This is a genomic window from Pseudomonadota bacterium, from assembly GCA_018823285.1.
GTDB lineage: Bacteria > Desulfobacterota > Desulfobulbia > Desulfobulbales > JAGXFP01 > JAHJIQ01.
On sequence record JAHJIQ010000018.1, the window covers coordinates 94,320 to 119,801 of the forward strand.

The following is a 25,482-nucleotide window of genomic DNA, read 5'->3' on the forward strand; positions in this document are numbered from 1 at the left end:
ACTCCTGTAAATTGAGAGTTGATCTGCGATGAATTTGAACAACCGGACCGCCAGCATAACAATCGTCGATAATATTCAAGTGACGGTTCCCGCCTCGTTACAGCTCATGACGCCATACGTTCTGCATGAGCAGGGTGACTGGTTTGAGGATGAAATAAAGTTTCTCCGGACCTTCATCAAACCGGGCATGAAAATAATAGATATCGGGGCAAATTATGGTCTTTATACCCTTACCCTTGCCGGGATTGCAGGCGATCAGGGGAAAGTGTGGGCTTTTGAGCCTACTGGGGCAACGGTTTCCTGTTTAAGAAAGAGCATTGCGGACAACGGTTTCAACAACATCGAACTCATTCAGGCGGGGCTTTCAGACAAAATCAGGAAGGCGAATTTCTTCACCGGCCCTAATTCGGAACTCAACAGTTTGTCAAAGGAATCGGTGGCAGGAAACCAGCAGGAAACGGTTCTGCTGTTGACGCTCGATCATTGCGCGAAGAAATATCAATGGGGGGATATCGATTTCATCAAGCTTGACGCTGAAGGAGAGGAAAGCAATATCCTGAAGAAAGGCAGAAGTTTTCTTTCTTCGTCCTCTCCGTTGATCATGTTTGAGCTGAAACACGGGGAGAAGGTCAACCTGTCCCTCATCAACCGTTTTGAAAGCCTGGGATATGACAGTTATCGCCTTATCCCGGGACTTGATGTTCTGGTTCCATTCAATCCTGATGAGCCTTTTGATCCCTATCTCTTGAATCTGTTCTGCTGCAGGAAGGACAAGGCGGCACTTCTTGAGGCGGAACAATATCTGGTAAAACAAAGCGGTCAACAGGAGTGTCCTCCTGATGCCGGGATGATCAGGGAATATTTACTTCAATTTCCATTCGGAAATTCCATCAGCGGTCTTCACTTTCTGGCCGGAACCTCAGAGGATTATCTGAAGATATTCACCTCTTACATTCTTTCCCGTTCAGAATCAGCAAGTGCAGCGGAAAGGGTCGGGTATCTGTCTACCGCATTACAGGGTGTTCGCGATATACTTGAAAAAGGCGAACATGGAATTGAGCATCTGGCCGTTTTTGCAAGAGTTGCTTTTTCTGCAGGAGAAAGAGCTCTCGGGGTAGGAATTTTAAGAGACCTGATGAACCGCCACATCAGTGGTCGGGATCTGGAAATTGCTGAACCTTTTTTGCCGGTTTGTCCAAGATACGATGCCATATCTCCCCATGATGATATCAATGAGTGGCTGTTGTCTTCGATTCTTGAACAATACATCTCAAAACACGCGTTTTCTTCATATTTTACCCGCCGCACTTCATTGCCTCTCCTGGAAAAACTTGGGGAGCTCGGCTACATGGATGACCAGATGAAGAAAACAGAAGATATGATCAAGAGGGTTTTTCCTTCATAAGCAAAAGTTGCAGCCGTGAAGCCGACAGATTTTATTGAACATCCGGAAGGTGGCAGATACCGGGAGGTATTCAGATCGTCTTCCGTCATCCAGACCTCTCGCGGTTCGTCCAGATCTGCACTTACCCATATTTACTTCTCGCTGGAGGAAGGCGAGATGAGCCGTTTTCACAAGGTAGCCAGTGATGAGGTCTGGAATTTGTACCAGGGTGCAGGACTCTATCTCTATCTCTGGGATGGAACGGAGTCGCTTCCGGAGCGGGTGACGCTTTCCGAAGCAGAAAACTGTTTCTGCAACGTCGTGCCTGCCGGAACCTGGCAGGCTGCGGAACCGATAGCCGGGAAAGTGCTGGCAGGCTGTTCGGTCGCGCCCGGCTTTGAGTTCCTCGATTTTGAGCTGATTACTCCCGAATCAGATACGGCCAGGCGGCTTTTCACGATTGCTCCGGAACTGCAGAGATTTACCTCGCCCTGAGCAGAAGCGATCATCGGTTGCCGGGTGATGACCGCTGTTCGACGGTCCCCAATCCCCAAGCGCAAAGAACTCATTTCGGTTCAGTAGCGAGCATGAGTTTTGTGGCGCCCTGTTTTTTGGCCAGGTCCATCAGGTGAATAACCCGATCATAAACCACCCGCCGGTCCGCTTTCACCAAGACGCTTCCGGTCTTTGAATAACGCAGCCAGATCTCAAGGGTCTCAGCAAGATCCCGATCGGGAATTTTCTTGCTGTCGATGTAGTAGTCTCCCTTCCTGTCAATCATCACCACAAGGTTTTCCTGGTGTAAGATGCCTGGCGTCTCGACTCTCGGGAGTTTTATATCCATCGAGTCCTGCTCGATAAAGTTGCTGGTCAGGAGAAAATAGATCAGAAGCAGAAAAACGATATCAATCAGGGCGGTGAGGGGAATGACGCTCGCGGTCTGTTCCTTTCGGGGAAATCGAAGCATGCATTCTTTCCTTATTCCGGCCAGCCCTTGATGACCCGGATGGCCACTTCCTCAAGATCCGACTGAAGGAGATGGAGTTTCCCGAGCAGGTAATTGTGGAAGATCATCAGCGGAATGGCGACGATCAGCCCGCAGGCGGTGGTCAGCATGGCCTCCCAGATTCCTCCGGCGAGCAGCGAGGCATTGACCCGGCCGCCCATGTTTTCGACAACCATGAATGCCTTGATCATTCCGACGACTGTTCCGAGAAGACCGAGCAGGGGAGAGATGTTGCCGAGAACGGCCAGGGTGCCAAGGTTGCCGGAAAGATGTCTGACTTCTCTTTCCACCCCGTGACTCAGCAGTATTTCCAGAGTGTCCCGATCTTTGATTTCTGAACCGAGTATTTCAACGAGAAGTCTTTCGGCGGCGGTCAGCCTCCTGGTGCGAGGAGGGGTATGGCCTGCGGCGAACTCTTTCGCCTGGTCGATCAGCCCGTCATTCACCAGTCTGATCAGGACGCTTTCGCCATCTTTTCTGCCCGCGGCGGAGCGAAAGACCAGCAGTTTTTGAAAGAAGATGAACCAGCCGACCAGGGAGCAGATGAGTATCGGCCAGACCAGAAGTCCGCCCTTTGAAAGAAGATCGAGCATGCGGTCTCTCACGCGATGAAATGTATAATCTATTTTGAGGGTATGATAAAAAGGGAGGGAATGTCAAAAATATGATGGGAAATAAAAAAGCCCGGGTCCGAGACCCGGGCTCATTTTTACTGTTCTAATAGTTTCTGCTTACTTTTTCTTTTTGGCAGCTGTCTTTTTTGCCGGTGCCGCTTTTTTTGCGGGAGCTGCTTTTTTTGTAGCTGCAGGGGTCTTGTTGTCACAGCAGCTTCCGCAAGGCTCAAGGGCTTTGGCTCGTCCTTCCAGGAACTTCCAGCTCTTGTCAACGTCCTTCTGGGACATCTCCATCAGCTCTTCGGCGTGCTCAGGGTTCATCATCTTCAGCATCCGGTAGCGGTTCTCATTCAGCGCGTAATTCGCGAAAGGAATCGACGGCGCCTTGGAATCGATGTGCAGCGGGTTTTTGCCTTCCGCTTCCAGATCCGGGTTGTAGCGATAGAGCGGCCAGTGTCCGCAGTTTACTGCCAGCTGCTGCTGCTCAAGACCCTTGGCCAGGTTGAGGCCGTGGTTGATGCAGTGTGAGTAGGCAATGATCAGTGACGGTCCGTCATAGGCTTCCGCCTCGGCGAAGGCCTTGGCGACCTGCATCGGGTTGGCGCCCATCGCCACCTTGGCGACGTAGACGTTGCCGTAGGTGGAGAAGATCATGCCGATGTCCTTCTTCGGCATCTTCTTGCCGCCGGCCGCGAACTGGGCGGTGGCGGCACGGGGGGTAGATTTTGACATCTGGCCGCCGGTGTTGGAGTAGACCTCGGTGTCGAGGATCAGGACGTTCACGTTTTCGCCGGAAGCGAGCACGTGGTCAAGACCGCCGTAGCCGATGTCATAGGCCCAGCCGTCACCGCCGATGATCCAGACCGATTTCTTGACCAGGTAATCGGCAACCGGAAGCAACCGGGTGGCGATTTTTGATTTGCTCTTGGCCAGGTCTTTTTTCAGTTTGGCAACCCGGTCGCGCTGGGCCTCGATTTCGTCCTGGGTCTTCTGGGAGGCATTGCTCAGGTCGCTGGCGACCTTCTTGGTGATCAGTTTCTCGGCGACCGCCTTGTCAAGCAGCTCAATCGCCTGCGCGGCGAGTTTGTTAACGGAATTCCGCATCCCCAGACCGAACTCGGCGTTGTCCTCGAAGAGCGAGTTGGCCCAGGAAGGACCGCGACCGTCTGCCCGCTTGGTGTAAGGGGTGGTGGGCAGGTTGCCGCCGTAGATCGAAGAACAGCCGGTGGCGTTGGCGATCATCATCCGGTCGCCGAACATCTGGGTGGCGAGCTTGATGTATGGGGTTTCGCCGCAGCCTGCACAGGCGCCGGAGAACTCCATCAAAGGCTGCTTCAGCTGGCTGCCCTTGACGGTGGAGGTGTCGATGTCGCTGTTTGGAACTTCCGGCAGGGCGAGGAAGTACTTGACGTTGGTCGATTCCTGGACCCGCAGTGCCTCGTTGTTGTCGATCATCTTCAGGGCCTTGGTCTTGGCCGGGCAGACATTGACGCACAGGGTACAACCGCAGCAGTCTTCGGTGAAAACCTGAATGGTGGTCTTGCGGCCCTTGAACTGGGCGCCGACCGCATCAACGGTCTTGAAGCTCTTCGGCGATTTTTTCAGGTCGGCCGGTTTGACGATCTTCATCCGGATTGATGCATGGGGGCAGACCAGAGAGCAGCGTCCGCACTGGATGCAGTTTTCCGGCAGCCATTCGGGAACATGAACAGCGATATTCCGCTTTTCGTACTGGGTGGTGCCGGTGGGCCAGGTGCCGTCATCGGGCATCTGGGAAACCTTGATCTGGTCACCCTTGCCCTCGATCATCTTGGCGGTGACATTTTTTACGAAATCAGGGGCGTCGGCCGGAACGACCGGAGGCTTGGCATGGCCGCCCGCTGTTTTGGGGATCTTGACCTCAACGATGTTGTTGACTGCGGCATCAACGGCGCCGTAGTTCATCTCGACAACCTTGTCGCCTTTCTTGCCGTAGGTTTTCTTGATGGCGCCCTTGATCGCCTTGATCGCTTCATCCTTGGTGAGGATGCCGGAGATCAGGAAGAAGGCGGTCTGCATGATCATGTTGATCCGCGCGCCGAGTCCCAAAGCCTCAGCAAGTTTGATCGCATCGATGATATAGAATTTGGTCTTCTTGGCAATCAGGTCCTTTTGAACCTGAGAAGGCAGCTGTTTCCAGACCTGGTCCTTGTTGAAGGTGGTGGTGAGCAGGAAGGTGCCGTTGTCTTCCAGGTTGGTCAGCATGTCGTACTTGTCCAGGAAGGTGAAATTGTGGCAGGCCACGAAATTCGCCTTGGTGATCAGGTAAGGGGCAACGATCTTGTTCTTGCCGAAGCGCAGATGGCTGGTGGTGATGGAGCCGGACTTTTTGGAGTCGTAAACGAAGTAGCCCTGGGCGCTGTTCGGGGTCTCGGTGCCGATGATCTTGATGGTGTTCTTGTTGGCGCCGACGGTGCCGTCCGCACCAAGACCGTAGAACATGGCCCGGACCACGTCCTTGCCCTCGATGCTGAAGTTGGGGTCGTATTTGAGGCTCGTTTTGGCGACATCATCGTCGGGTCCGACGCAGAAATGGTTTTTCGGTTTCTTGGCAGCCATGTTGTCGAAAACTGCTTTCACCATGGCCGGGGTGAATTCGGCGGAACCGAGACCGTAGCGGCCGCCCAGGATGGTCGGGGCGCTCTTCAGGGTCTTGGCTTCAACGCCTTCACCGACCGCGGTGCGGATATCAAGGTACAGCGGGTCGCCGGCGCTGCCCGGTTCCTTACAGCGGTCGAGAACGGTGATCCGTTTTACCGATTTTGGCAGGGCGCTGACCATCGCGGCAGAATCAAACGGGCGGAAAAGGCGGACAATGACCAGGCCGACTTTCTTCTTGTTCTTGATCAGGTGCTCAACGGTTGCGGCAACGGTTTCGGCTCCGGAACCCATCATTACAATCACGTCTTCGGCGTTCGGTGCGCCCATGTAATCGAAGAGATGGTACTGGCGACCGGTCAGTTTGGCGAATTTGTCCATGGTTTTCTGGACGATGGTCGGACAGGCCTGATAGTACTTGTTGGTGGTTTCACGGCCGGTGAAGTATACGTCCGGGTTCTGGGCGGTACCGCGCATCATCGGTCGGTCCGGAGTAAGGCCGCGCTCACGGTGGGCGACGACCAGCTTCTCATCGATCATCTTGCTCATGTCGTCGGTGGTGAGCTGCTCGATCTTCTGGATCTCGTGCGAGGTCCGGAACCCGTCGAAGAAATGCATGAAGGGAATACGGCTCTGCAGGGCGGCCTGGGTGGAGATCAGCGCCATGTCCTGGCATTCCTGGACGTTCTGGGAGCAGAGCATCGCCCAACCGGTCTGACGGGCGGCCATGACATCGCTGTGGTCGCCGAAGATCGACAACCCCTGATAGGCCAGGGAGCGGGCGGTGATGTGAAAAACTGTGGGGGTCAGCTCGCCGGCGATTTTGAACATATTGGGGAGCATCAGGAGAAGCCCCTGGGAGGCGGTGAAGGTGGTACACAGGGCACCGGTGGTCAGACTGCCGTGCAGGGCACCGGCAACACCACCTTCCGACTGCATCTGGGTGACGACCGGAATCGAACCCCAGATATTCTCCTGTTTGGCGGTCGCTTTGGTGTCGGCTTCGGCCGCCATCGGCGAAGACGGAGTGATCGGGTAAATGGTGATGACCTCACTGGTGGCATAGGCCACGTGGGTACACGCCTGGTTACCGTCAATGGTTACCATTTTTCGGGACATGAGTTTCTCCTTGATAGATTTTATTAACAATTATTTTAGATAAATTATTAGTAGTGTCTTTTCTGCGTAACAGTATTCTTGTTTCAGGAGTTTATCAGGCTGGAAAATCGAACAAAATAATCTAATCAGTTCAGAATATCAATACCCCAGACACAGGAAAGTAGTGCAAAAGACCCCGAAACGGAAATAATTTACACAGGATAACGGTGGGGCAGGCGATTTGCCCCCTATTTTCTGATGAAATTCCGGATGGAGTCGGTGGTCAGGAACAGGCCGGAAAGGATTTCGTTTCCTTTTTTGATGGCCGGAATCATTCTGATACCGTCACTCCAGGTTCTGCCGGGCTCGGAAATGACTTCAACCTGTTCTATCTGCAGGTCGGGGACTTCCTGCTGGATCTTCTTTAATGACCGACCGGCCATGATGCAGCGTGGTCAGAGAGATGATTTGTAGAAAACGATGTCCATGGTTTGTTAATAGAGCCCAGCGGAGAGATTGTCAATTGAATAAAAGCTGTTTGATCTGGTGAGATTCTTTCTGTTCCGGGGTGAAAAAATCGAGATTGTTGTTCCAGCGGCTGACGAAATGCCTGGTGAGAAGAAGCTGCAGGGCATTTTTCAGCTGGGTGATATTGTGGTAGTCGTGGATGAAGTACTCACCGTAACTGTTGGTGGTGATGATTGAAGACTCAAGGGTTTTCCCGCCCATGACGGGTTTCTTTTCAATATTTACCACCACCAGGGCCTGGATAACCCGTTCCGCTTCAAGAAGTTGCTCTGCGGAAATGTGGCCGAAATTGATCGGTGGAAAAACCTGAAACATCTTTTCCAGAAGCGACTGGAGATCATACAGGTCGAGGGCCATGGATGACTTGGTGATATGCAGCTTGGTCTTCGGGGTGAGAATGCCGTTTGTCAAGAGCCACGTCACAAGATTCAGCGGTCGTAACTCCCGTTTGATGATGTATCTGGTTTTTTCCTTGATGTCCACACTGCTGTGCTTCCCCTGAAAGGCGTAATAATAATCCTGATCCTCATACCGGGTGATATGAAAGGTGATGTTCTTCTGGGCCATTGTTTCCCTGGAGATGCTCCGGATGTATTCGATCTTGTTCTCTTTCTTTTCATAAAAGGTGAACAGCTTTCTGCCCAGAGTGGAGATGTCCCTTTCGGAAATCGTGAGTTCTTTGTCCATCGTCCAGAAGATTTCCCGAAGCCTTTTGTATGTTTCGATCAGATAGTCATGGACCTTGCTCCCGAAGTCAACAAGCTCCCGGTAATCCCATTGAATCAATTTGGAGAAGTGTTCGAATCTGGCGGGCAGGAGCTGCCAGTTTTTCATCAGGATCATGGTCTGTCGGATCCTGTTGTCCTCGCCCCCTTTTTTTTTCTGGGAAGCCATTCCTTCGAGGGTCTTCATGAAGAGGCATTCCTTGATCAGCGAGGCACTCTTCTCACCGCTCTTGTCCAGCTGATAGAAGGAGGCGATATCTCTGGCGAGAAGAAGATAGGGGTCAATATCCGCGATCCTGATCTTTTCTTTTTGATCGGGCTGGTGTTCGGGAAAAGTGACATAGCTTTTTATCCGGTCGGAAAACAGGGGGAGGTGTTGATGTTTTTCGCTCATCAGCATCTCCAGATAGGCGAATTTGATCACAGATTTGAAGGGGCTGTTGAGGGCTTTGTTCATCTGCCAGAGACAGGCACCGAAGATTTCCGGTTTCGGAATATCGGCCATGTAGCCGAGGTCAATGAAATTTTCATTTTTTATAGTCCGGTCGGCAGCCAGTTTTGCCACATATTGGTGATATCCTTCCTCGGTCAGGCCCGGAGGGATAAGCCACCAGAGAAGCATTTTGCCGGCGACCAGGATATGGGTTCTGAACAGCTCATCCTTCAGCAAGGTCTTGAGCGCTGTCCCGGCGGATTCCTTGTCTGCCATGGTGTCGAAACGATTTTCCCGGGTTTGCTCGATATCCATCAGAAAAAAATGCACTTCAATACCCCTGGTGTCTGCCCACTCCTCAATAAGGGTGCACTTCAGGCCAAGCAGCTCCAGCTCCTTTTCAGTCAAATCCTTTTGTCGGATGCTGAGCCAGTAGTCGCAGTCTGATTTCTCAGTCTGGGCGATGGTTCCGATGGAGCCGATCGTCTTTACGGAATGAATCACGGGTTTTGCGGCAAAGGGATCGGGAGTGTGATGATAGAGGGCGGATGAGGTAGGAAAGTATTTGCTGAAGAGATCCTGGCTGACAAGTTTTTCAGGGTTCAACCGACATATGCCGAAACAACACTGTTCATTGTCGACAAATCCCGGCAGATCAGGATAATTCGCGTGCAGCAGGAAAGGAATGATCTTGAACAGAAAGGCCGCCTTGGATTCATTGAAGGCGATGGCCTTGATCATCCTCTCCCGGTTGTATTGCTGGTATCTTTTAATTCGCTGTTCCAAAATGTGGTCCTGCAGAAATTTTCTCCGGCGCGGAAAATCGATTACCTGATTGTATCACGGGATAGCGGGAGATAAAAAGAATTTGCTGGGAAAAACCGGGGACCGAGAAATCAGTTTGCGGAGAGACTCAGGGTTTTGGCAAGAGTTAATGCCTGCACGGTTTTGTCCACGTCATGGACCCGGACGATATCCACTCCCTTTGCAGCGCAGAGGGCCGTGAGGATCGCGGTGCCGGTGTCACGGTCGGTGACTTCCCGATTCAGAATGGTCCCGATGAAGGCCTTGCGTGAGTGTCCGAGCAGGATCCGGCAGCCGAGGGCCTGAAATTGATCAAGATGACTGAGGATGGCAAGATTGTGCGCCAGGGTTTTGCCGAAACCGATGCCCGGGTCGATGATAATCTTGTCCCGGCTGATTCCCCGGCCCTCGGCAAAAGCGATTCTTTCCTTGAGAAAGGCGCTGATTTCGGCGATTACATCACTGTATTGCGGCGCGTTCTGCATGTTTCCGGGTGTGCCCTGCATGTGCATGAGGACCACCGGGCACGCTCTTTCCCCGGCAAGTTCGGCCATCGCCGGGTCGAAGCGTAGTGCACTGATATCATTGATTATGTTTGCGCCATGATCCAGCGCCTGTCGGGCGATGACTGCCTTGGTGGTATCGATGGAGATCGGGATGGAAAACTCTTTGCGGATGGCCGTGATGACCGGGATGACTCTGGCCGCTTCTTCGGCTGGAGATACAGGCTCAGCGAACGGACGGCTTGATTCTCCGCCGATATCGATGATGTCTGCGCCATCATCGATCATCTTTTCAACCTGATGCAGGACAGCAGCTTTTGAGGTGAACCGCCCGCCATCGGAGAAAGAGTCCGGGGTGACATTTAGAATGCCCATCACCCGGACTCGGTTTTCGGCGGCAGGACCGTTAAGATCGGAATTCTTCATTGTTCTGGAAAAGCTTGTCCTGCCTGTCTCCGGAGGAAGCCTCGGTTACTGCGGGCTGTCAAGCCTCTTCTGGTTGATTTCCGGGATCACGCAATTGGTCGATTTCAGAATTTCGTTGATGTCGCTCCGGCCAATGGTTTCCTTCTCAAGGAGGGCCACGGCCAGTGCCTTGAGGGTCTCGACGTTTTCGGTCATCAGTTGCTTTGCTTTGTCGTTTGCGGCAAGGACGATTTTTCTGACCTCGTCGTCGATCTTGATGGCGGTGTGTTCGCTGTAGTCCCGATGCTGGGCGATCTCCCGGCCGAGGAAAATCTGCTCTTCTTTCTTGCCGAAGGTCAGCGGGCCCATCTCGCTGCTCATGCCGAATTCACAGACCATTTTCCGGGCGAGGCTGGTTGCCCGCTCCAGGTCATTGCCGGCGCCGGTGGTGATCTCGTTGAAGATCAGTTCTTCCGCCAGCCGTCCGCCAAGCAGGCAGCTCAGAAAATTTTCCAGATATGCTTTCGATTGGGTGTGCTTCTCCTCCGTGGGCAGATACTGGGTGAGTCCTAAAGCGCGTCCGCGGGGGATGATGGAAACCTTGTGCACCGGATCGGTTCCCGGCAGCAGCAGGGCCACCAGGGTGTGCCCTGCTTCATGGTAGGCGGTGGTCTCTTTTTCATCTTCGGTAATGATCATGCTGCGTCGCTCGGTACCCATCATCACCTTGTCTTTAGCCATTTCCAGGTGGAGCATAGTTACTTTGTCTGCGCCTTCCCGGGCCGCCAGCAGAGCAGCCTCGTTGACCATGTTTTCCAGGTCGGCACCGGAAAAACCGGGAGTGCCACGGGCGATCACCGGCCATTCCACATCTTCGGCCAGCGGGACCTTGCGGCCGTGGACCGCCAGAATCATCTCGCGGCCCTTGACATCGGGACTTGGCACCACGACCTGGCGATCAAAACGGCCTGGGCGGAGCAGGGCGGGGTCGAGAACATCAGGGCGGTTGGTCGCGGCAACAATGATTACTCCATCGTTCGCCTCAAAGCCGTCCATCTCGACCAGGAGCTGGTTCAGGGTCTGCTCGCGCTCGTCGTGGCCACCGCCGAGGCCGGCGCCGCGATGGCGACCGACTGCATCGATCTCATCGATAAAAATGATGCAGGGGGCATTCTTCTTTCCCTGGGTAAAGAGGTCCCGAACCCGGGAGGCGCCGACGCCGACAAACATCTCGACAAAATCAGAGCCGCTGATCGTGAAGAAAGGCACTTCCGCTTCACCGGCAATGGCTTTGGCCAAGAGGGTTTTGCCGGTGCCTGGAGATCCCATCAGGAGAACGCCTTTGGGGATGCGGCCACCCAGACGGGTGAACTTTTTCGGCTCCTTCAGAAATTCGATGATTTCCGAAAGCTCTTCTTTTGCTTCGTCAATGCCAGCCACATCGGCAAAGGTGATCTTGCTTTCTTCCTTGTTCATCAACCGGGCCTTGCTTTTCCCGAAGGACATGGCTTTGCCCCCACCCACCTGCATCTGGCGCATGAAGAATATCCAGACCCCGATCAGGAGAAGCATCGGGAACCAGGAGATCAGCAGGGTCAGGTACCAGGGGGTTTCTTCCTGGGCCTTCACCTTGATGTTTACCCCGTTCTTTCTGAGGGTCGGAATAAGCTCGGAGTCGGCAGCCGGGATGATGGTCTTGAATTTCTCACCGCCCCGGTTTGTGCCCATAATGCTGTCGTTTTCGATGGAGACATCGGAGACACCGCCCGATTCAACACTGGTTATGAAGTCACTGTAGCTCACTTCCCTGGATGTCGGCTGCTGCTGATTGAAGAGATTGAACAGCAGAATCATGGTCAGGCCGATGACCAGCCACATTGACAGGTTTTTGTAAAAAGTATTCAAGGCAAACCTCTTGGCTATTTCATTTACGGTTAGGGGCCAGTGTCAAAAAAACGAATATACATTATTAAGTCTTGTGGGAATTAAAGTCCAGCAAGATCAAAAAAGTCTTCCAATTTAACGCCTAGAAATAATCCTGCACCGCTTTGACCTTGAGATCGGTTTCACTCGCTGCTTCAATGGCGTTGGCCATCGCGATGGCTCCGGCTACAGTGGTCGTGTAAGGCAGATGGAAATCCAGCGCGGCCCTTCTGATGATGTAGGAATCCTCAGTGGTTCGTGTCCCCATGGAGGTGTTGACGATCCAGCTGATCTCTTTATTCTGGATCTTGTCATGGATGTGCGGACGGCCTTCGGAGATCTTGTTGACTCTGGTGCATTCCACGCCGTTGTCAGAGAGATATTTTGCGGTGCCGCTGGTGGCCAGAATCGAAAATCCAAGTCCGGCGAGCTTTGCCGCCACCGGCAGGATCATCTCTTTGTCCCGGCCGCGCATGCTGAAGAATACATTCCCGGATTGCGGGATCTTCTGCCCTGCGGCGAGCTGTGATTTGGCGAAGGCGATGCCCACCGAATCATCAAGCCCCATCACCTCACCGGTGGATTTCATCTCGGGGCCGAGCAGGGTATCGACATTGTCAAAGCGGTCAAAGGGGAAGACCGCTTCCTTGACCGCATGGTGAGAGACCTGGACCTCGGTGGTCAGGCCGAGTTCGGCAAGTTTTTTCCCCATCATCACCTTGGTCGCAAGCTTGGCCAGAGGGACCCCGGTCGCCTTGCTGACAAAGGGGATCGTTCGGGATGCCCGCGGGTTCACCTCAAGGACATAAAGCACGTCATCCTTGACGGCGAACTGGATATTCATCAGACCAATGACCTGGAGTTCCAGGGCCATTGCTCTTGTTGCCGCCTTGATCCGCTCGATAAGGTCCTGAGACAGGGTATGGGGAGGAAGAACACAGGCTGAATCTCCGGAGTGAATGCCCGCCTCCTCGATATGCTCCATGATCCCGCCGACAACCGTTGTTTCTCCGTCGCAGATCGCATCCACATCGATCTCAACGGCATCCTTGAGGAATTTATCGATCAGGATCGGATGCTCGGGGGAGATATTGATCGCCGTGATCATGTAATTCTTGAGATCGTTTTCGTTGTAGACAATTCGCATCGCCCTGCCGCCCAGAACATAGGACGGACGGACCACTACGGGGAAGGTGATCTCCTCGGCAATCTTCAGGGCCTCTTCGAAGGTCCGGGCGGTCCCGTTGGCGGGTTGGACAAGATTCAGCTTCTGGAGAAACTGCTGGAATCTTTTCCGGTCTTCGGCGCGGTCGATGGAGTCGGGGGTCGTGCCCAGAATCGGCACTCCGGCCTCGGCAAGGGGCACCGCCAGGTTCAGAGGGGTTTGACCTCCGAACTGAACGATGACTCCGTCCGGTTTTTCGTTTTCGATGATATTTAAAACGTCTTCCCGGGTCAGCGGTTCAAAATACAATTTGTCGGAAGTGTCATAGTCAGTGCTCACCGTTTCCGGATTTGAATTGACCATGATCGACTCAATCCCCAGTTCCTCAAGGGCAAATGCGGCGTGGACACAGCAGTAATCAAACTCGATGCCCTGGCCGATCCGGTTGGGGCCTCCGCCGAGAATCATGACTTTCTGCCGGTCGCTCGGCCTTGACTCATCCTCGGTCTCGTAAGTCGAGTAGTAATAGGGGGTGTACGCTTCAAATTCTGCGGCACAGGTGTCCACAAGTTTATAGACCACTCTCACGTCTTCTTTTTTCCGCTGCTCCCTGATGTCTTTTTCGGAAGTGCCGGTGAGATGGGCAAGCTGGCGGTCGGAAAATCCGTACTGTTTCGCGCGATAGAGAAAATCTTTTTCAAGACCTCTGAAACCTTTTTCCTTGATTTCCGCTTCCAGGGCAACAATCTGCTTGAGGTTGTTCAGGAACCAGGGATCGATGGCAGTGATGCTGTAGATTTCTTCAGCGGTCATGCCCCTGCGTAAACCCTCATACAGCTGAAAAATTCTCTGGGAACTCGGGCTTCTTAAGGCGTTCTCAAGATCCGTTTGCTCAAGGTTCTCAAGGTTGAACTTCGGATCACCGCCGAAGCCGGTGATGCCGATTTCCAGCGAGCGGAGTCCTTTCTGGAAAGCTTCCTTGAAGGTCCGGCCGATGGCCATTGTTTCGCCGACGGATTTCATGGCGGTGGTCAGGATATCTTTGGCTTCGGGGAACTTTTCAAAGGTCCAGCGGGGAATCTTGACCACACAGTAATCGATAGACGGCTCAAACGAAGCGTAGGTCTCTCTGGTGATATCATTCTGTATTTCATCGAGGGTATAGCCGACGGCAAGTTTGGCGGCAATTTTGGCGATCGGGAATCCGGTTGCTTTGGAGGCAAGCGCCGAACTGCGTGAGACCCGGGGATTCATTTCAATGACCATCAGCTCGCCGTTGACCGGGTTTACCGCAAACTGAACATTGGAGCCACCGGTCTCGACGCCGATTTCCCGGATAATGGCAATGGCGGCATCACGCATCTCCTGATATTCACGGTCGGTCAGGGTCTGGGCCGGGGCGACGGTGATGGAATCGCCGGTATGGACCCCCATGGCGTCGAAATTCTCGATGGAACAGATGATGACCACATTGTCATTCCGGTCCCGCATGACCTCAAGCTCATACTCTTTCCAGCCGAGAAGACTTGTTTCCAGCATGACTTCATTGTTCATGGAGAGGTCCAGGCCGGTCGCACAGATCTCTTCCAGCTCCTGCCTGTTGTATGCAACTCCTCCGCCGGTGCCGCCCAAGGTGAAGCTTGGCCGGACAATGATCGGAAACCCTATCTGGTCGATCGCGGCTCTCGCTTCTTCCAGTGTGTGGACAATGGCGCTTTCGGGAACCTTGAGGCCGATCTTTTTCATGGCGGCCCTGAATGGTTCCCGGCTTTCCGCCTTGTGAATAACCTCCACATTGGCGGCAAGCATTTCAACATTGTATTTCTCAAGCACCCCCATTTTGGCCACTTTTATGGCCGTGTTGAGGGCAGTCTGGCCGCCGAGGGTAGGCAGCAGGGCGTCAGGCCTTTCCTGTTCGATGATCTTGGCAACCATCTCCGGGGTGATCGGCTCGATGAAGGTCCGGTCGGCGATCTCCGGATCGGTCATGATGGTGGCGGGGTTTGAGTTGATCAGGAGGACTTCGTACCCTTCCTCTTTCAGCGCCTTGACCGCCTGGGTGCCTGAATAGTCAAATTCACAGGCCTGGCTGATGATGATGGGGCCGGAGCCGATGATCAGGATCTTCTTGATGTCAGTTCGTTTTGGCATGGTCTTTATATCGTTTTAAGTTTTAAGTATTGAGTCTTAAGTTTCGTTTTTCAGGAAGATGAGCGGGTCCAGGAGTTGCGTCCGGAATGCCGTTTAAAACCTGGAACTTAAAACTAGGCGTTTTTCATCATGTCGATAAAGCGGTCGAACAGGTACACGGAATCCCTTGGTCCGGGAGCGTTTTCCGGGTGATACTGGACCGAGAACGCCCTGAACTCCTTGTGTCGCATCCCTTCAAGGCTGCCGTCGTTCAAGTTGACATGGGTCAGTTCCACCTTGTCGGGGTCCAGGGACTCAAGATCAACGCAGAATCCGTGGTTCTGTGAGGTGATCTCGATCTTGCCGGTGAGCAGGTCTTTTACCGGCTGGTTGACACCGCGATGACCGAACTTCAGTTTATATGTTTTGCCGCCGAATGCCTGGCCGAGGATCTGATGGCCAAGGCAGATCCCGAATACCGGTTTTTTGCCAAGGAGGGCCCTGACTGTTTCGACAACACCCGGAACCGCCGCCGGGTCACCGGGGCCGTTGGACAGGAAGATTCCGTCCGGGTTCAAGTTGAGGATTTCGTCAGCCGAGGTCGTGGCTGGAACCACCTGAACCTGACAGCCTCGTTCCGCGAGGAGCCTTGCCTGATTGAACTTGAGGCCATAATCGATGACGATAACTTTATACTTCCCGCTGCCGCAGGTGGAAAAATTGGTCCCGTCGACGGGTTGGTCATCTTTCCAGCCGTATGGTTTTTTACAGGTTACTTCCCTGACCATGTCGCGCCCGACAAGTCCTGCGGACTCTTTGGCCTTTCTGATGAGCGAATCAGGATCAAGGTCCAGGGTCGAGATGATGCCCTTCATCGCCCCCTTGACCCGGATGTGACGGGTCAGGGCACGGGTGTCGACCCCTTCTACGCCAAGGACACCGTACTCTTTCAGGAAGTCAGCCATGGTGCCGGTGGAGCGAAAATTGCTGGGGATGGCGTTGTATTCCTTGACGATAAAGGCGCCCGGGTGAATCCCTAGAGATTCCATGTCTTCAGGGTTGACACCGTAATTGCCGATCAGCGGGTAGGTCATGGTCACAACCTGTCCTTTGTAGGAAGGATCGGTGAGAACCTCCTGATACCCTGACATGCCGGTGTTGAAGACGATTTCCCCGGCCACTTCACCGGGGCCGGTGAAGGAGCTTCCTTCGAAAACCCTGCCATCTTCCAGGGCGATCAATGCTTTCATAGGTTTTCCTGTGTTTGTTGATTTCTGATGAGTCTATCCGGAATTTCTTTAAGCTGTCATTTCCCGGAGCGCTTTTATTACTGGAGCAAGTTGTTTCTCTGCCGCACCATGCTGCAGCAAAGCGGTTTTCCGGGCGCCGGAGGAAACATGGCGATACCGGTCATGATCTTCTGCAAGATTTTTGATCTTCTCTACAAAATCCGCACCCGATTCTACCATGAAGCCGCCGCCGTTTTCTTCGAGAATGAGTTTGGCATCATGGAAATCTTTCATCGACGGACCGTAAAATACCGGGATCCCCCATCGGGCGGCCTCGATCAGGTTGTGCCCCCCACGCTCCACCAGGCTGCCGCCACAGAAAATGTAGTCGGCAACTGAATAGATTTCCGCAAGACTGCCCATCGTGTCCACAATAATGATGTCGTTTTTCCGGTTGCCGGCTTTGATGCTGCTCTGCAGTTCGTGTGCAGCGCCAAGAGCCGACAACTCCCTGCATAAATCACCCAGCCGGGACAGATGCCGGGGAGCGAGAATCAGGACCGGATGGCTCAATGTCTGCCGAAGTTCCCGGAAGGCTTTGACCATGATTGCTTCTTCACCGGTATGGGTGCTGCCCCCGACGATCACTGTGTTTTCTTCGGTCAGCCCCAGAACTTTACGGTAATGAGCCGCAGTTGTTTCAGGGGCCTCGGGTTCCGGTAGATCATATTTCACATTGCCGGAGACGAACAGCGTGTTTTCATCGGCGCCAAGTTTTACCAGGCGATCACCGTCTTTGCCGGATATGGCGGCAATGGCGGAAAAACCGGCCAGCAACTCACCGGCGAGTTTTTTAAAAACGAGATAGCGGCGGCAGGAGCGGGCACTGATTCTTGCATTCAGAAGGAACATTCTGACGCTCAGGCCGTGCAGTTCTTTGAGCAGATTAGGCCACAACTCGGTTTCCAGACAGATATAGACGGCCGGACTGATAAAGCGTGCCGCCCTGGCAACAGATCCCGGAAAATCAAGCGGGGCATAAAGACAGAGAGCCGCGTTGCCGAGTTCTTTCCGGGCAACCTCGAGACCCTGTTCGGTGACCGTGGTCAGAACAATGTGTATTCCGGAACAGGCCCGCGTTAAACCCTCGATAAGAATCTTTGCCGCTTTTACTTCACCGACCGAAGCTGCATGGATCCAGATGACTGTCGACCTGTTGGCGGGAATGAGAGTTCTTTCGTAAAAACCCAGTCGCTGCTTCAGGCTCTTCCGGTGTCTTCCTGTCGCCAGTGAATAGGCAATAAAGAGAGGAAAAGCAGACCAGCAGAACAGTCTGGTCAGCAGTCGATATATTCCGTAAAACAATAGGTTAGGCCCTTTGCTGCGCGCGGTTTAATAAGCCGGGAAAAAAATCGCGTAATTAAACCTGATATTGCTGTTTTCGTCAATGATTATTCCGGGCTGAATTGGTCCCGGACAGGGGGCTTGAGTTGCGGAAAGACCGCTGTTTGTACATGGAAAGGCTTGGTGACCGCTTATGACAAAGGGCGGCTCTGAAAACTTGTTGCCGGAACATCCGGATAAATTATTCTCTCCTCGGACAAAAGTCCGACCTGTTGAATGGATTCTATATTGTTTGTGGAGTCTCGGTGTTTTAAGACTCCTGAACACCTGTAGCGCAAAACATTCCCTGCGGCACGAAGTCTTACGCTGCTCGCTATCGGATGCGGGGAGCTTCAAGCAGGGAAATTTCGTGAAACCATGATTGGCCCGGGTGGAAATAATTCAAGTGTCGGGTGGCAGCCCCTGTGATACTATACGGGTCTGCATTTCCTGGGTGTTGATCTTATTCGTCGAGGAGGAACCGGTGGCAGATAAAAAGGCCCTTTTCGGGTGGGCCATGTATGACTTTGCGAATTCGGCTTTCACTACTCTTGTGGTGACCTTTGTTTACGCAACCTATTTTACCAAAGCGATTGCTCCGGATGTAATTTCAGGGACGGTGCTCTGGTCGAGAGCAATTACGGTTTCATCGCTCGTCATCGCTTTGACAACCCCGTTTCTCGGCGCCCTGGCTGATGCCGGGCAGCGCCGCAAGACTTTTCTCCTCACCAGCACTGCGGTCGCGGTCTTCTGTTCAGTAATGCTTTACCACCCTCTGCCCGGTCAGGTCTATCAGGCGCTGTTCTGGTTTGTGCTCGGCAATGTGGCTTTTGAAACGGGGTGCGTGTTCTATAATGCATTCCTGCCCGAGGTGGCCCCGCCGGACAAAATAGGGAGTGTTTCCGGGATCGGCTGGGCGCTCGGTTATCTGGGCGGTCTCGCGGCCATGTTCATTGCCATGGCTACCATGGTCAATCCCGAGACTCCTTGGTTTGGTCTCAGTCGTGAACTCGGCCAGAATATCCGGGCGACAAATATCCTGGTGGCCCTGTGGTTTGCGGTTTTCAGTATCCCGTTTTTTCTCTTTGTCCGGGAGGGTGAGACAAGAGCAAAGAGTGGTGTCGTTATCTCTTTTGCTGACACATGCAGGGACCTTTGGGCCACCATGCGGGATGTGGGCAGATTGCGGGATGTGTTTCGTTTTCTAGTGGCCCGACTGTTGTATAATGACGGGCTGATCACGATTTTTGCCTTTGGCGGGATTTATGCTGCCGGGACTTTCGCTTTTACCTTTCAGGAGATCATGGTTTTCGGAATCGTGCTGAATGTGGCGGCAGGTTTAGGGGCCCTGGTCTTCGGTTTTGTCGACGATCGACTCGGCAGCAGAAACACGGTGCAGATAAGCCTCGTCGGGCTGACCGTGGCGGCTTTAACTGCAGTATTTGCCACGGAAAAATCACTGTTCTGGCTTGCCGGGATACTGGTGGGTGTTTTTGCCGGCCCGAACCAGTCTGCCAGCCGGTCTCTTATGGCAAGGATCGTCCCTCCAGACCAGAAAAGCAGGTTCTTCGGGTTTTATGCCTTTTCCGGCAAGTTCACCTCATTTCTGGGGCCTCTTTTTCTGGGGCTTCTGACCAGTTTTTCCGGGTCGCAACGGGTCGGGTTCTCAGTAGTGATCGTGTTTTTTGTTGTCGGAGGGTGGTTGCTGGCCGGAGTGAAAGAAGGGAAAAATTATAAATGAAAAATAATGAGTGAAATGGTGGAGTTGCTTTCCATGTTAATGGTGGATGTAAAAAGTGCTACTTCAGTTAATACCAGACAACGGTGACACTGCTGTCCTGAGGAGAAGGGTATCAGTCCAAGAGAAGAGAATATAAAGAACTCCACGGCCGCTGATCGGGCAGAGTTGCTTGCGGTTGTTGCAAAATTGACCAGAGAGGTGCATGCCGGATATGGGAATGATCTTGCAGTGACTCTGGACAGTTCCCTTGATCGTGATCTCGGGCTGGACAGTTTAAGCCGGGTCGAGCTTTTTGCCAGACTTGAAAAAACTTTCGCTGTAACCCTTTCCGAAAAGATTCTCTTCACCGCAGAAACGCCGCGCGATCTGCTGCGGGGCGTTACCAGTGCCGGTGGAGTAGAAACCCCTGTCGCACGGGAGATGCCCTCCATTTCTGAGCCGGTTGGTAAAATCGACGCCCCGGTCCATGCTGATACACTGAATAGCGTCCTTCGCTGGCATGTGGCGCATCATCCCGACCGACCGCACATCCGCTTTTACAGTGACCGTGATGATGGCGAAGTGCTCACCTACGGTGAATTGTATCGTGGCGCCCTGAAGGTTGCTGCGGGTCTGCAGCAGGCCGGGCTGGAGTTCGGGGAGTCGGTATTGATCATGCTTCCCACCGGTCAGGAGTATTTCTGCAGCTTCTTCGGGATCCTGCTCGCGGGTGGCATCCCCGCACCTGTTTATCCTCCCGGGCGAGCCAAGCAGATTGAAGAACATCTGCTCCGGCATTCGGCGATTGCTGCGAACTGCGGGGCTCGCATTATGATTGTGATGCCCGAGGCGCGGCAGTTTGCCCAGCTGATGCAGCATGGGGTGGGGACCCTGAAGACATTTCTGACCGTGAACGAACTTGCCGACCTTGGCGGAAGTGAGGTTGTTGAACCAGTTGTCGCCTCCGGTGATACGGCTTTTCTGCAGTACACATCCGGAAGCACCGGAATGCCCAAAGGGGTGATTTTAAGTCACGCCAACCTGCTGGCAAACATCCGGGTCATGGGGAGTGTTGTCGGAGTGAGTGGGAATGATGTGTTTGTGAGCTGGCTCCCTCTCTATCATGATATGGGGCTGATCGGTGCCTGGCTCGGCAGCCTGTACTTTGGGTGCCGGTTGGTCATCATGTCCCCCCTTTCCTTTATAAGCCGTCCCGTCCGCTGGTTCAGGGCGATCAATCGCTATGGCGGGACACTTTCTGCCGCTCCCAATTTCGCCTATGAGTTGTGCCAGAGAAGGATAGAAGAGAAAGATCTGAAAGATATCGACCTTTCCAGTTGGCGCTGCGCGTTTAACGGTGCCGAGGCGGTGAGCCCCACGATTATCAACCGGTTTGTCAAGCGCTTTGCAGGCTGCGGATTTCGGGCGGAATCCATGATGCCGGTCTATGGACTTGCCGAGAGCTCGGTGGGGCTTGCGTTTCCGCCGCTGGAGCGAGGTGTGGTGATCGATCGTATCAGTCGGAAAGACCTGATGGAGAAGGGGCTTGCCGTTGCCGGTGAACAGGAGGGGGATGATACTCTTGAAGTGGTCAGTTGCGGGCTTCCGTTGCCGGGCCACCAGATCCGGGTCGCCGACCAAAAGGGCAGGGAGCTGCCCGAACGAAGAGTCGGGAGTATCCAGTTTACCGGACCTTCAACAACCAGCGGCTATTTCCGGAATCCTGAGGCGTCCGCCAGACTTTTTCAGGACCAATGGCTTGATTCCGGCGACAAAGGGTATATCGCTGCGGGCGAACTCTATGTGACAGGCCGGAGCAAGGATATCATTATCCGTGGTGGGCGGAATATCTATCCGGTGGAGCTGGAAGAAGCGGTGGGGGGTATTGATGGGATCCGGGCAGGAAATGTGGCGGTTTTCGGCTCGGCTGACAAGGAAGACGCGACAGAACGCCTGATCGTTCTTGCCGAGACGAGAGTGAGAAATCCGGAAAAACTGGCAGGACTGAGAACCGGAATTAATGCTGCGGTAAGCGATCTGGTCGGAATTCCCCCTGATGATATTGTCTTCGCCCCACCCAATACGGTATTGAAGACTTCAAGCGGCAAGGTGAGGAGGGCGGCAAGCAGGGAGTTGTATGAAATGGGAATGATCGGCAAAGCAGGAAACCCGATCTGGCTGCAGATGGTTCGCTTTTACAGCAGGGGGATAGGCAGGAAAGTGGCGGACTTTTCAAGAACCGCCGGGGAGTTTTTTTATGCCTGCTACTGCTGGTTGATTTTTGTTGTTTTCGCATCCCTGACCTGGACAGTTCTGATGGTTCTGCCGATGGAGGCCTGGCGTGCCGGTTTTACCCGCCTTGTTTCCCGGGTTGTTGCAAAAATTGTCGGAATCAGGGTCGTGGTAAATGGCGGCGAGTATTTGCAATCTGGTTCCGGACCGTTTCTTTTTGTATCGAATCACGCGAGTTATCTTGATGCGATAATTGTTGGGGCCGCTCTGCCTTTAAAGATCAGTTTCTTGGCAAAAGCGGAATTGAAAGAAAGTCTCTTTCTGCGCTTTGCCCTGCAACGTCTCGGAGTGGTTTTTGTGGAACGGTTCGACCGGGAGAAGGGCGTGGCCGATGCCCACAGGCTAATTGACCGGATAGAAGGTGGCCGATCGCTATACTTCTTCGCCGAGGGAACGTTTTCCCGAATGCCGGGGCTTCTTCCTTTCCGAATGGGTGCTTTTGAAACAGCGACGACAAGTGGTACGCCGGTGGTGCCGATTGCTATACGGGGGACCAGATCTATTCTCAGGGCCCGTTCCTGGTTGCCGAGAAGAGGGGTGGTGAGGGTGACGATCGGGGAACCTCTGATGCCTGAAGGTGATGGCGACCTTTGGGGCCGGGCTGTCCAATTAAGAGATCTGACCCGCCGGTGGATTCTTGAACATTGCGGTGAGCCGGATCTGGGCGGGGAAAGATCGCCTCTCGCGAATGGACCTGATCGCTGAGTGTCCAGCGAAGAGTATTCCCCATGACTTTACTGTGGAGTAAGTGAGCGAATTTGAGGAAGTGGGTTTTTCGTGCGGGGGTGACTTGCATTCGGCCAGTAAAAGCGCTCGGAGAATCGAAATCTCAAGCGGATCCCTATCTGCCGCAGGGAATTTCAATACCCGGAAATCTGGATGGGCTTGTTGCCAGGAGGGACTGTTCCTGCTCTTCGCATTCCTTGTTGTTCTCTTGTATCTCCCCTTTCCCAAGATCGCTAATCCTCCAACCGTTTTTCCGTCTCTGGGTAATTCGTATGGAATGAGAACGAAAACTCTTTTATTCGAGACGATTTTTCTCCTGGTTATCCTAACCAACTGATCTTTTGTGAAAGATAAAAAATTAAGAAAATGATTAAGAAATGAAATTGCAGAATAGCTGTAAATCAGAACTTGCAGAATGATCTACCTGTAGTAAGTTCAGCCGGTTGATAAAAGTCCGCAGTGGGCAATGAATTGTGAAGTGAATCGTTAATCTCAGGGGAGAGGGAATATGGGAATTAAAGGAAAGCTTATTGTTCGTGTGCTGTTTCTGTTGGTCCTCGCGGTGCTCGCAATAGGTGGCGCCAGTTACAGGTTCAGCACCTCGCATGCACTTGAAGAGGCGCGGGAAAAGGGAGACATTATCTTTAACTATATCATGGCGCAGCGGGATTTTTTCCGGGAAGAACAGAGGTCGCTGGCGATGGAGATCGTTGAGCATGACCGGTTTTATCCGACCCTGATGTCCGGGTTTGTCGTGACCAGGGCGACCTGGGATCGGTTTAAAAAATCCCTGCCCGGCTATTCTTTCAAGCAGGCCACAGTTGATCCGCTCTTTCCGGCAAACAAGGCCGATGCTGATGAGCTGGACATCATCAGTCAGTTCAGGAATGATGGCTCAAAGAAAAGACTTGAAGGGACCATGCAAAAGGGTGGAGAGGAGTATTTCTATATTGCAACCCCGATCAAAGTCACTGCGAAAGGGTGTTTGAAATGCCATGGAAACCCTGCCGATGCCCCCAAAGACCAGGTGGACGCCTATGGAAGTGTGAATGGGTATAACTGGAAACTGGATGATACGGTCGCGACCTTCATCGTATACGTTTCAATTTCCAAAGCGATGGAGCAGGCGGTAAGAACCACCGGAATCCTGGTGATAATCGGTGTGGGAATAATGGTGGTGATGATTATTCTGATGTGGCTTTTCATTACCAGGTCGGTCGTTACTCCGATCTTGACGCTCAGTGCCAGAACCGAGGAGATAAGTCTCGGCAAGAACCTTGGCGATTCGATTTCTCACAATGCAAATGACGAGATCGGCCAATTGGCAAATGCCATCAACCGTCTGAGGATAAGTCTGGTCAAGATTCTGCAGAAGGTGCAGAAAAAATAGCGGGTCTGAAGTTCCTTATAATTTGAAGCCCCCATCCGATCACGCTCTCGGCTGGGGGCTTTCATTGTCTTGTGGATTTCTGTCAGCTGAAAATTCCTGGAAGAAGTGTGCCGCATGAAGCACAGGAATTCTCATGCATTCCGCCTGCATTTGTATTGAACCCGTGTCTCGTGATCAGGGTTTTCCCGCAACTGGTGCAATTTGTGTTCTCTCCACTCTCTCCTGGAATATTGCCGACGTATACATGTCTTAGCCCTTCCGCCAGGCCGATATCTCTTGCCTTCCGGACTGTCTCAACCGGGGTTGCCGGTCGGTCCGTCATCTTGAAAGTGGGATGAAAGCGGGTCACATGCCATGGTATATCAGGGCTGACTGATTTGATAAACCCTGCAATCTGCTGTAGCTCTTCGTCTGAGTCATTCCACCCCGGGATCAAAAGGGTGGTGATCTCCACCCAGACGCCGAGTTCTTTCATTAATACGATCGTATCGAGGACCGGCTGAAGTCTTGCTCCGCAGACTTCTTTGTAAAACTTGTCGCTGAATGCCTTCAGATCGATATTGTTGGCATCCAGGTAGGGGGCGAGTTGTTTTGTCGCCTCAGGTCCGGTGTAACCGTTGCTGACAAAGATATTCTTTAACCCCTGCTCGTGGGCAAGCATGGCGGTGTCAAAGGCGAATTCGTAAAAAATCGTTGGCTCCACGTAGGTGTAGCTGATGCTTGCACAACCGGTCGCCCTCGCTTGCGTAACAACTTCTTCCGGGGTTCTTGCTCTTCCGGCAACATCGCCCCCGTGGATCTTCGTAAATTGGGAGATCTCATAATTCTGGCAATGCTGGCAGCGGAAGTTGCAACCGACGGTTGCTATTGAATAGGAGAGTGAGCCGGGCAGAAGATGGAAGAGCGGCTTTTTTTCAATGGGGTCGATGTTTTCGCTCACCAGCCTGCCGTAGACCAGGCTGTACAGCACTCCGTTCTCGTTTCCCCTGACGTTACAGATACCACGGCGACCTTCTTTAATCAGGCAGTTATGGGCGCAGAGTCTGCAGCGGACGGTTCGGCTGTTTTCATCAGGTGTCTGGTAGAACAAAGCTTCATGCATCGCAATGACCTCCATATATTAATGTATAAACAGCTATATAATTTATGGCACGGTGACCACCTGAATGCAATGAATAATAATCCTTTTAATTTCTAATACTTATGCGTTTTCAGGGTTTTTTTAAAAATAGTTCAAAACTATCTGTTGACAAAAAACTGAAAGGCTCTATATTGGTCGCTCCGAACGGGCAGCGGAAAGCGGTTGACAGCGGCTGCGAGTTTGGTTAGAAAAGAAGTTTTTCCGGTCCTCGGGACGGGCTCTGTTTTTTGAGTGATGAAGACGGAG

Annotated in this window: 16 protein-coding genes; 5 read left to right on the forward strand and 11 right to left on the reverse strand. The window is 53.0% G+C overall.

The features are described from left to right. The first annotated feature begins 28 nt into the window (after positions 1–28). Positions 29–1,405: an FkbM family methyltransferase gene (locus tag KKG35_05910; protein ID MBU1737656.1), complete on the forward strand. Its 1,377-nt coding sequence runs from the start codon at positions 29–31 to the stop codon at positions 1,403–1,405. 15 nt (positions 1,406–1,420) lie between these two features. Continuing rightward, complete coding sequence (locus KKG35_05915; GenBank protein MBU1737657.1) at positions 1,421–1,879, forward strand: cupin domain-containing protein; 459 nt, start codon at positions 1,421–1,423, stop codon at positions 1,877–1,879. Positions 1,880–1,949: 70 nt separating this feature from the next. Here the strand turns inward: KKG35_05915 and KKG35_05920 are convergent, their stop codons facing one another. From KKG35_05920 to KKG35_05965, 10 genes are all read right to left on the reverse strand, one after another. Then, positions 1,950–2,351, reverse strand: a complete 402-nt coding sequence (locus KKG35_05920; GenBank protein ID MBU1737658.1) for a biopolymer transporter ExbD — start codon at positions 2,349–2,351, stop codon at positions 1,950–1,952. 11 nt (positions 2,352–2,362) lie between these two features. Then, complete coding sequence (locus KKG35_05925; protein ID MBU1737659.1) at positions 2,363–2,983, reverse strand: MotA/TolQ/ExbB proton channel family protein; 621 nt, start codon at positions 2,981–2,983, stop codon at positions 2,363–2,365. A 138-nt stretch (positions 2,984–3,121) separates the two neighbouring features. Continuing rightward, a complete protein-coding gene (gene nifJ / locus KKG35_05930) occupies positions 3,122–6,760 on the reverse strand; it encodes a pyruvate:ferredoxin (flavodoxin) oxidoreductase (GenBank protein MBU1737660.1) in 3,639 nt (1,212 codons plus the stop codon). 227 nt (positions 6,761–6,987) lie between these two features. Beyond that, positions 6,988–7,182, reverse strand: coding sequence for a hypothetical protein (locus tag KKG35_05935; GenBank protein ID MBU1737661.1), 195 nt, complete (start codon positions 7,180–7,182; stop codon positions 6,988–6,990). A 76-nt stretch (positions 7,183–7,258) separates the two neighbouring features. After that, positions 7,259–9,166: a class I adenylate cyclase gene (locus KKG35_05940; protein ID MBU1737662.1), complete on the reverse strand. Its 1,908-nt coding sequence runs from the start codon at positions 9,164–9,166 to the stop codon at positions 7,259–7,261. Positions 9,167–9,321: 155 nt separating this feature from the next. Beyond that, on the reverse strand, positions 9,322–10,158 hold the full coding sequence (folP, locus tag KKG35_05945) for a dihydropteroate synthase (protein MBU1737663.1): 837 nt from the start codon (positions 10,156–10,158) through the stop codon (positions 9,322–9,324). Between the two features lie 45 nt (positions 10,159–10,203). Beyond that, the gene (gene ftsH / locus KKG35_05950; protein MBU1737664.1) at positions 10,204–12,042 is read right to left on the reverse strand and encodes an ATP-dependent zinc metalloprotease FtsH; all 1,839 of its coding nucleotides are present in this window, start codon (positions 12,040–12,042) and stop codon (positions 10,204–10,206) included. A gap of 121 nt (positions 12,043–12,163) precedes the next feature. Continuing rightward, positions 12,164–15,376: a carbamoyl-phosphate synthase large subunit gene (carB, locus tag KKG35_05955; GenBank protein ID MBU1737665.1), complete on the reverse strand. Its 3,213-nt coding sequence runs from the start codon at positions 15,374–15,376 to the stop codon at positions 12,164–12,166. A 113-nt stretch (positions 15,377–15,489) separates the two neighbouring features. Continuing rightward, a complete protein-coding gene (gene carA, locus KKG35_05960; GenBank protein ID MBU1737666.1) occupies positions 15,490–16,605 on the reverse strand; it encodes a glutamine-hydrolyzing carbamoyl-phosphate synthase small subunit in 1,116 nt (371 codons plus the stop codon). 48 nt (positions 16,606–16,653) lie between these two features. Further along, positions 16,654–17,949 (reverse strand): hypothetical protein, encoded by a 1,296-nt coding sequence (locus KKG35_05965; protein ID MBU1737667.1) that lies wholly within the window; start codon positions 17,947–17,949, stop codon positions 16,654–16,656. Positions 17,950–18,484: 535 nt separating this feature from the next. On the opposite strand from KKG35_05965, the gene KKG35_05970 reads away from it, so the two are divergent. The 3 genes from KKG35_05970 to KKG35_05980 all read left to right on the forward strand — a co-directional run bounded on the left by KKG35_05970 (position 18,485) and on the right by KKG35_05980 (position 24,095). Further along, positions 18,485–19,708 carry an MFS transporter gene (locus KKG35_05970; protein MBU1737668.1) on the forward strand — a complete coding sequence of 408 codons (1,224 nt, stop codon included), beginning with the start codon at positions 18,485–18,487 and terminating at the stop codon, positions 19,706–19,708. A 165-nt stretch (positions 19,709–19,873) separates the two neighbouring features. Next, the gene (locus KKG35_05975) at positions 19,874–22,684 is read left to right on the forward strand and encodes an AMP-binding protein (protein ID MBU1737669.1); all 2,811 of its coding nucleotides are present in this window, start codon (positions 19,874–19,876) and stop codon (positions 22,682–22,684) included. Positions 22,685–23,213: 529 nt separating this feature from the next. Then, positions 23,214–24,095: a DUF3365 domain-containing protein gene (locus KKG35_05980; protein MBU1737670.1), complete on the forward strand. Its 882-nt coding sequence runs from the start codon at positions 23,214–23,216 to the stop codon at positions 24,093–24,095. A gap of 82 nt (positions 24,096–24,177) precedes the next feature. Here the strand turns inward: KKG35_05980 and amrS are convergent, their stop codons facing one another. Next, positions 24,178–25,197 (reverse strand): AmmeMemoRadiSam system radical SAM enzyme, encoded by a 1,020-nt coding sequence (gene amrS, locus KKG35_05985; GenBank protein ID MBU1737671.1) that lies wholly within the window; start codon positions 25,195–25,197, stop codon positions 24,178–24,180. Positions 25,198–25,482 lie beyond the last annotated feature (285 nt).

What these genes read in the sequence shown, in the direction of transcription:
- carA (MBU1737666.1), bottom strand. Translation starts at nt 16,605, where the DNA reads ATGAAAGCATTGATCGCCCTGGAAGATGGCAGGGTTTTCGAAGGAAGC.
- nifJ (MBU1737660.1), bottom strand. Translation starts at nt 6,760, where the DNA reads ATGTCCCGAAAAATGGTAACCATTGACGGTAACCAGGCGTGTACCCAC.
- amrS (MBU1737671.1), bottom strand. Translation starts at nt 25,197, where the DNA reads ATGCATGAAGCTTTGTTCTACCAGACACCTGATGAAAACAGCCGAACC.
- KKG35_05940 (MBU1737662.1), bottom strand. Translation starts at nt 9,166, where the DNA reads ATGATCAAGGCCATCGCCTTCAATGAATCCAAGGCGGCCTTTCTGTTC.
- KKG35_05970 (MBU1737668.1), top strand. Translation starts at nt 18,485, where the DNA reads ATGTATGACTTTGCGAATTCGGCTTTCACTACTCTTGTGGTGACCTTT.
- KKG35_05925 (MBU1737659.1), bottom strand. Translation starts at nt 2,983, where the DNA reads ATGCTCGATCTTCTTTCAAAGGGCGGACTTCTGGTCTGGCCGATACTC.
- KKG35_05920 (MBU1737658.1), bottom strand. Translation starts at nt 2,351, where the DNA reads ATGCTTCGATTTCCCCGAAAGGAACAGACCGCGAGCGTCATTCCCCTC.
- KKG35_05980 (MBU1737670.1), top strand. Translation starts at nt 23,214, where the DNA reads ATGGGAATTAAAGGAAAGCTTATTGTTCGTGTGCTGTTTCTGTTGGTC.
- KKG35_05935 (MBU1737661.1), bottom strand. Translation starts at nt 7,182, where the DNA reads ATGGCCGGTCGGTCATTAAAGAAGATCCAGCAGGAAGTCCCCGACCTG.
- folP (MBU1737663.1), bottom strand. Translation starts at nt 10,158, where the DNA reads ATGAAGAATTCCGATCTTAACGGTCCTGCCGCCGAAAACCGAGTCCGG.
- KKG35_05910 (MBU1737656.1), top strand. Translation starts at nt 29, where the DNA reads ATGAATTTGAACAACCGGACCGCCAGCATAACAATCGTCGATAATATT.
- carB (MBU1737665.1), bottom strand. Translation starts at nt 15,376, where the DNA reads ATGCCAAAACGAACTGACATCAAGAAGATCCTGATCATCGGCTCCGGC.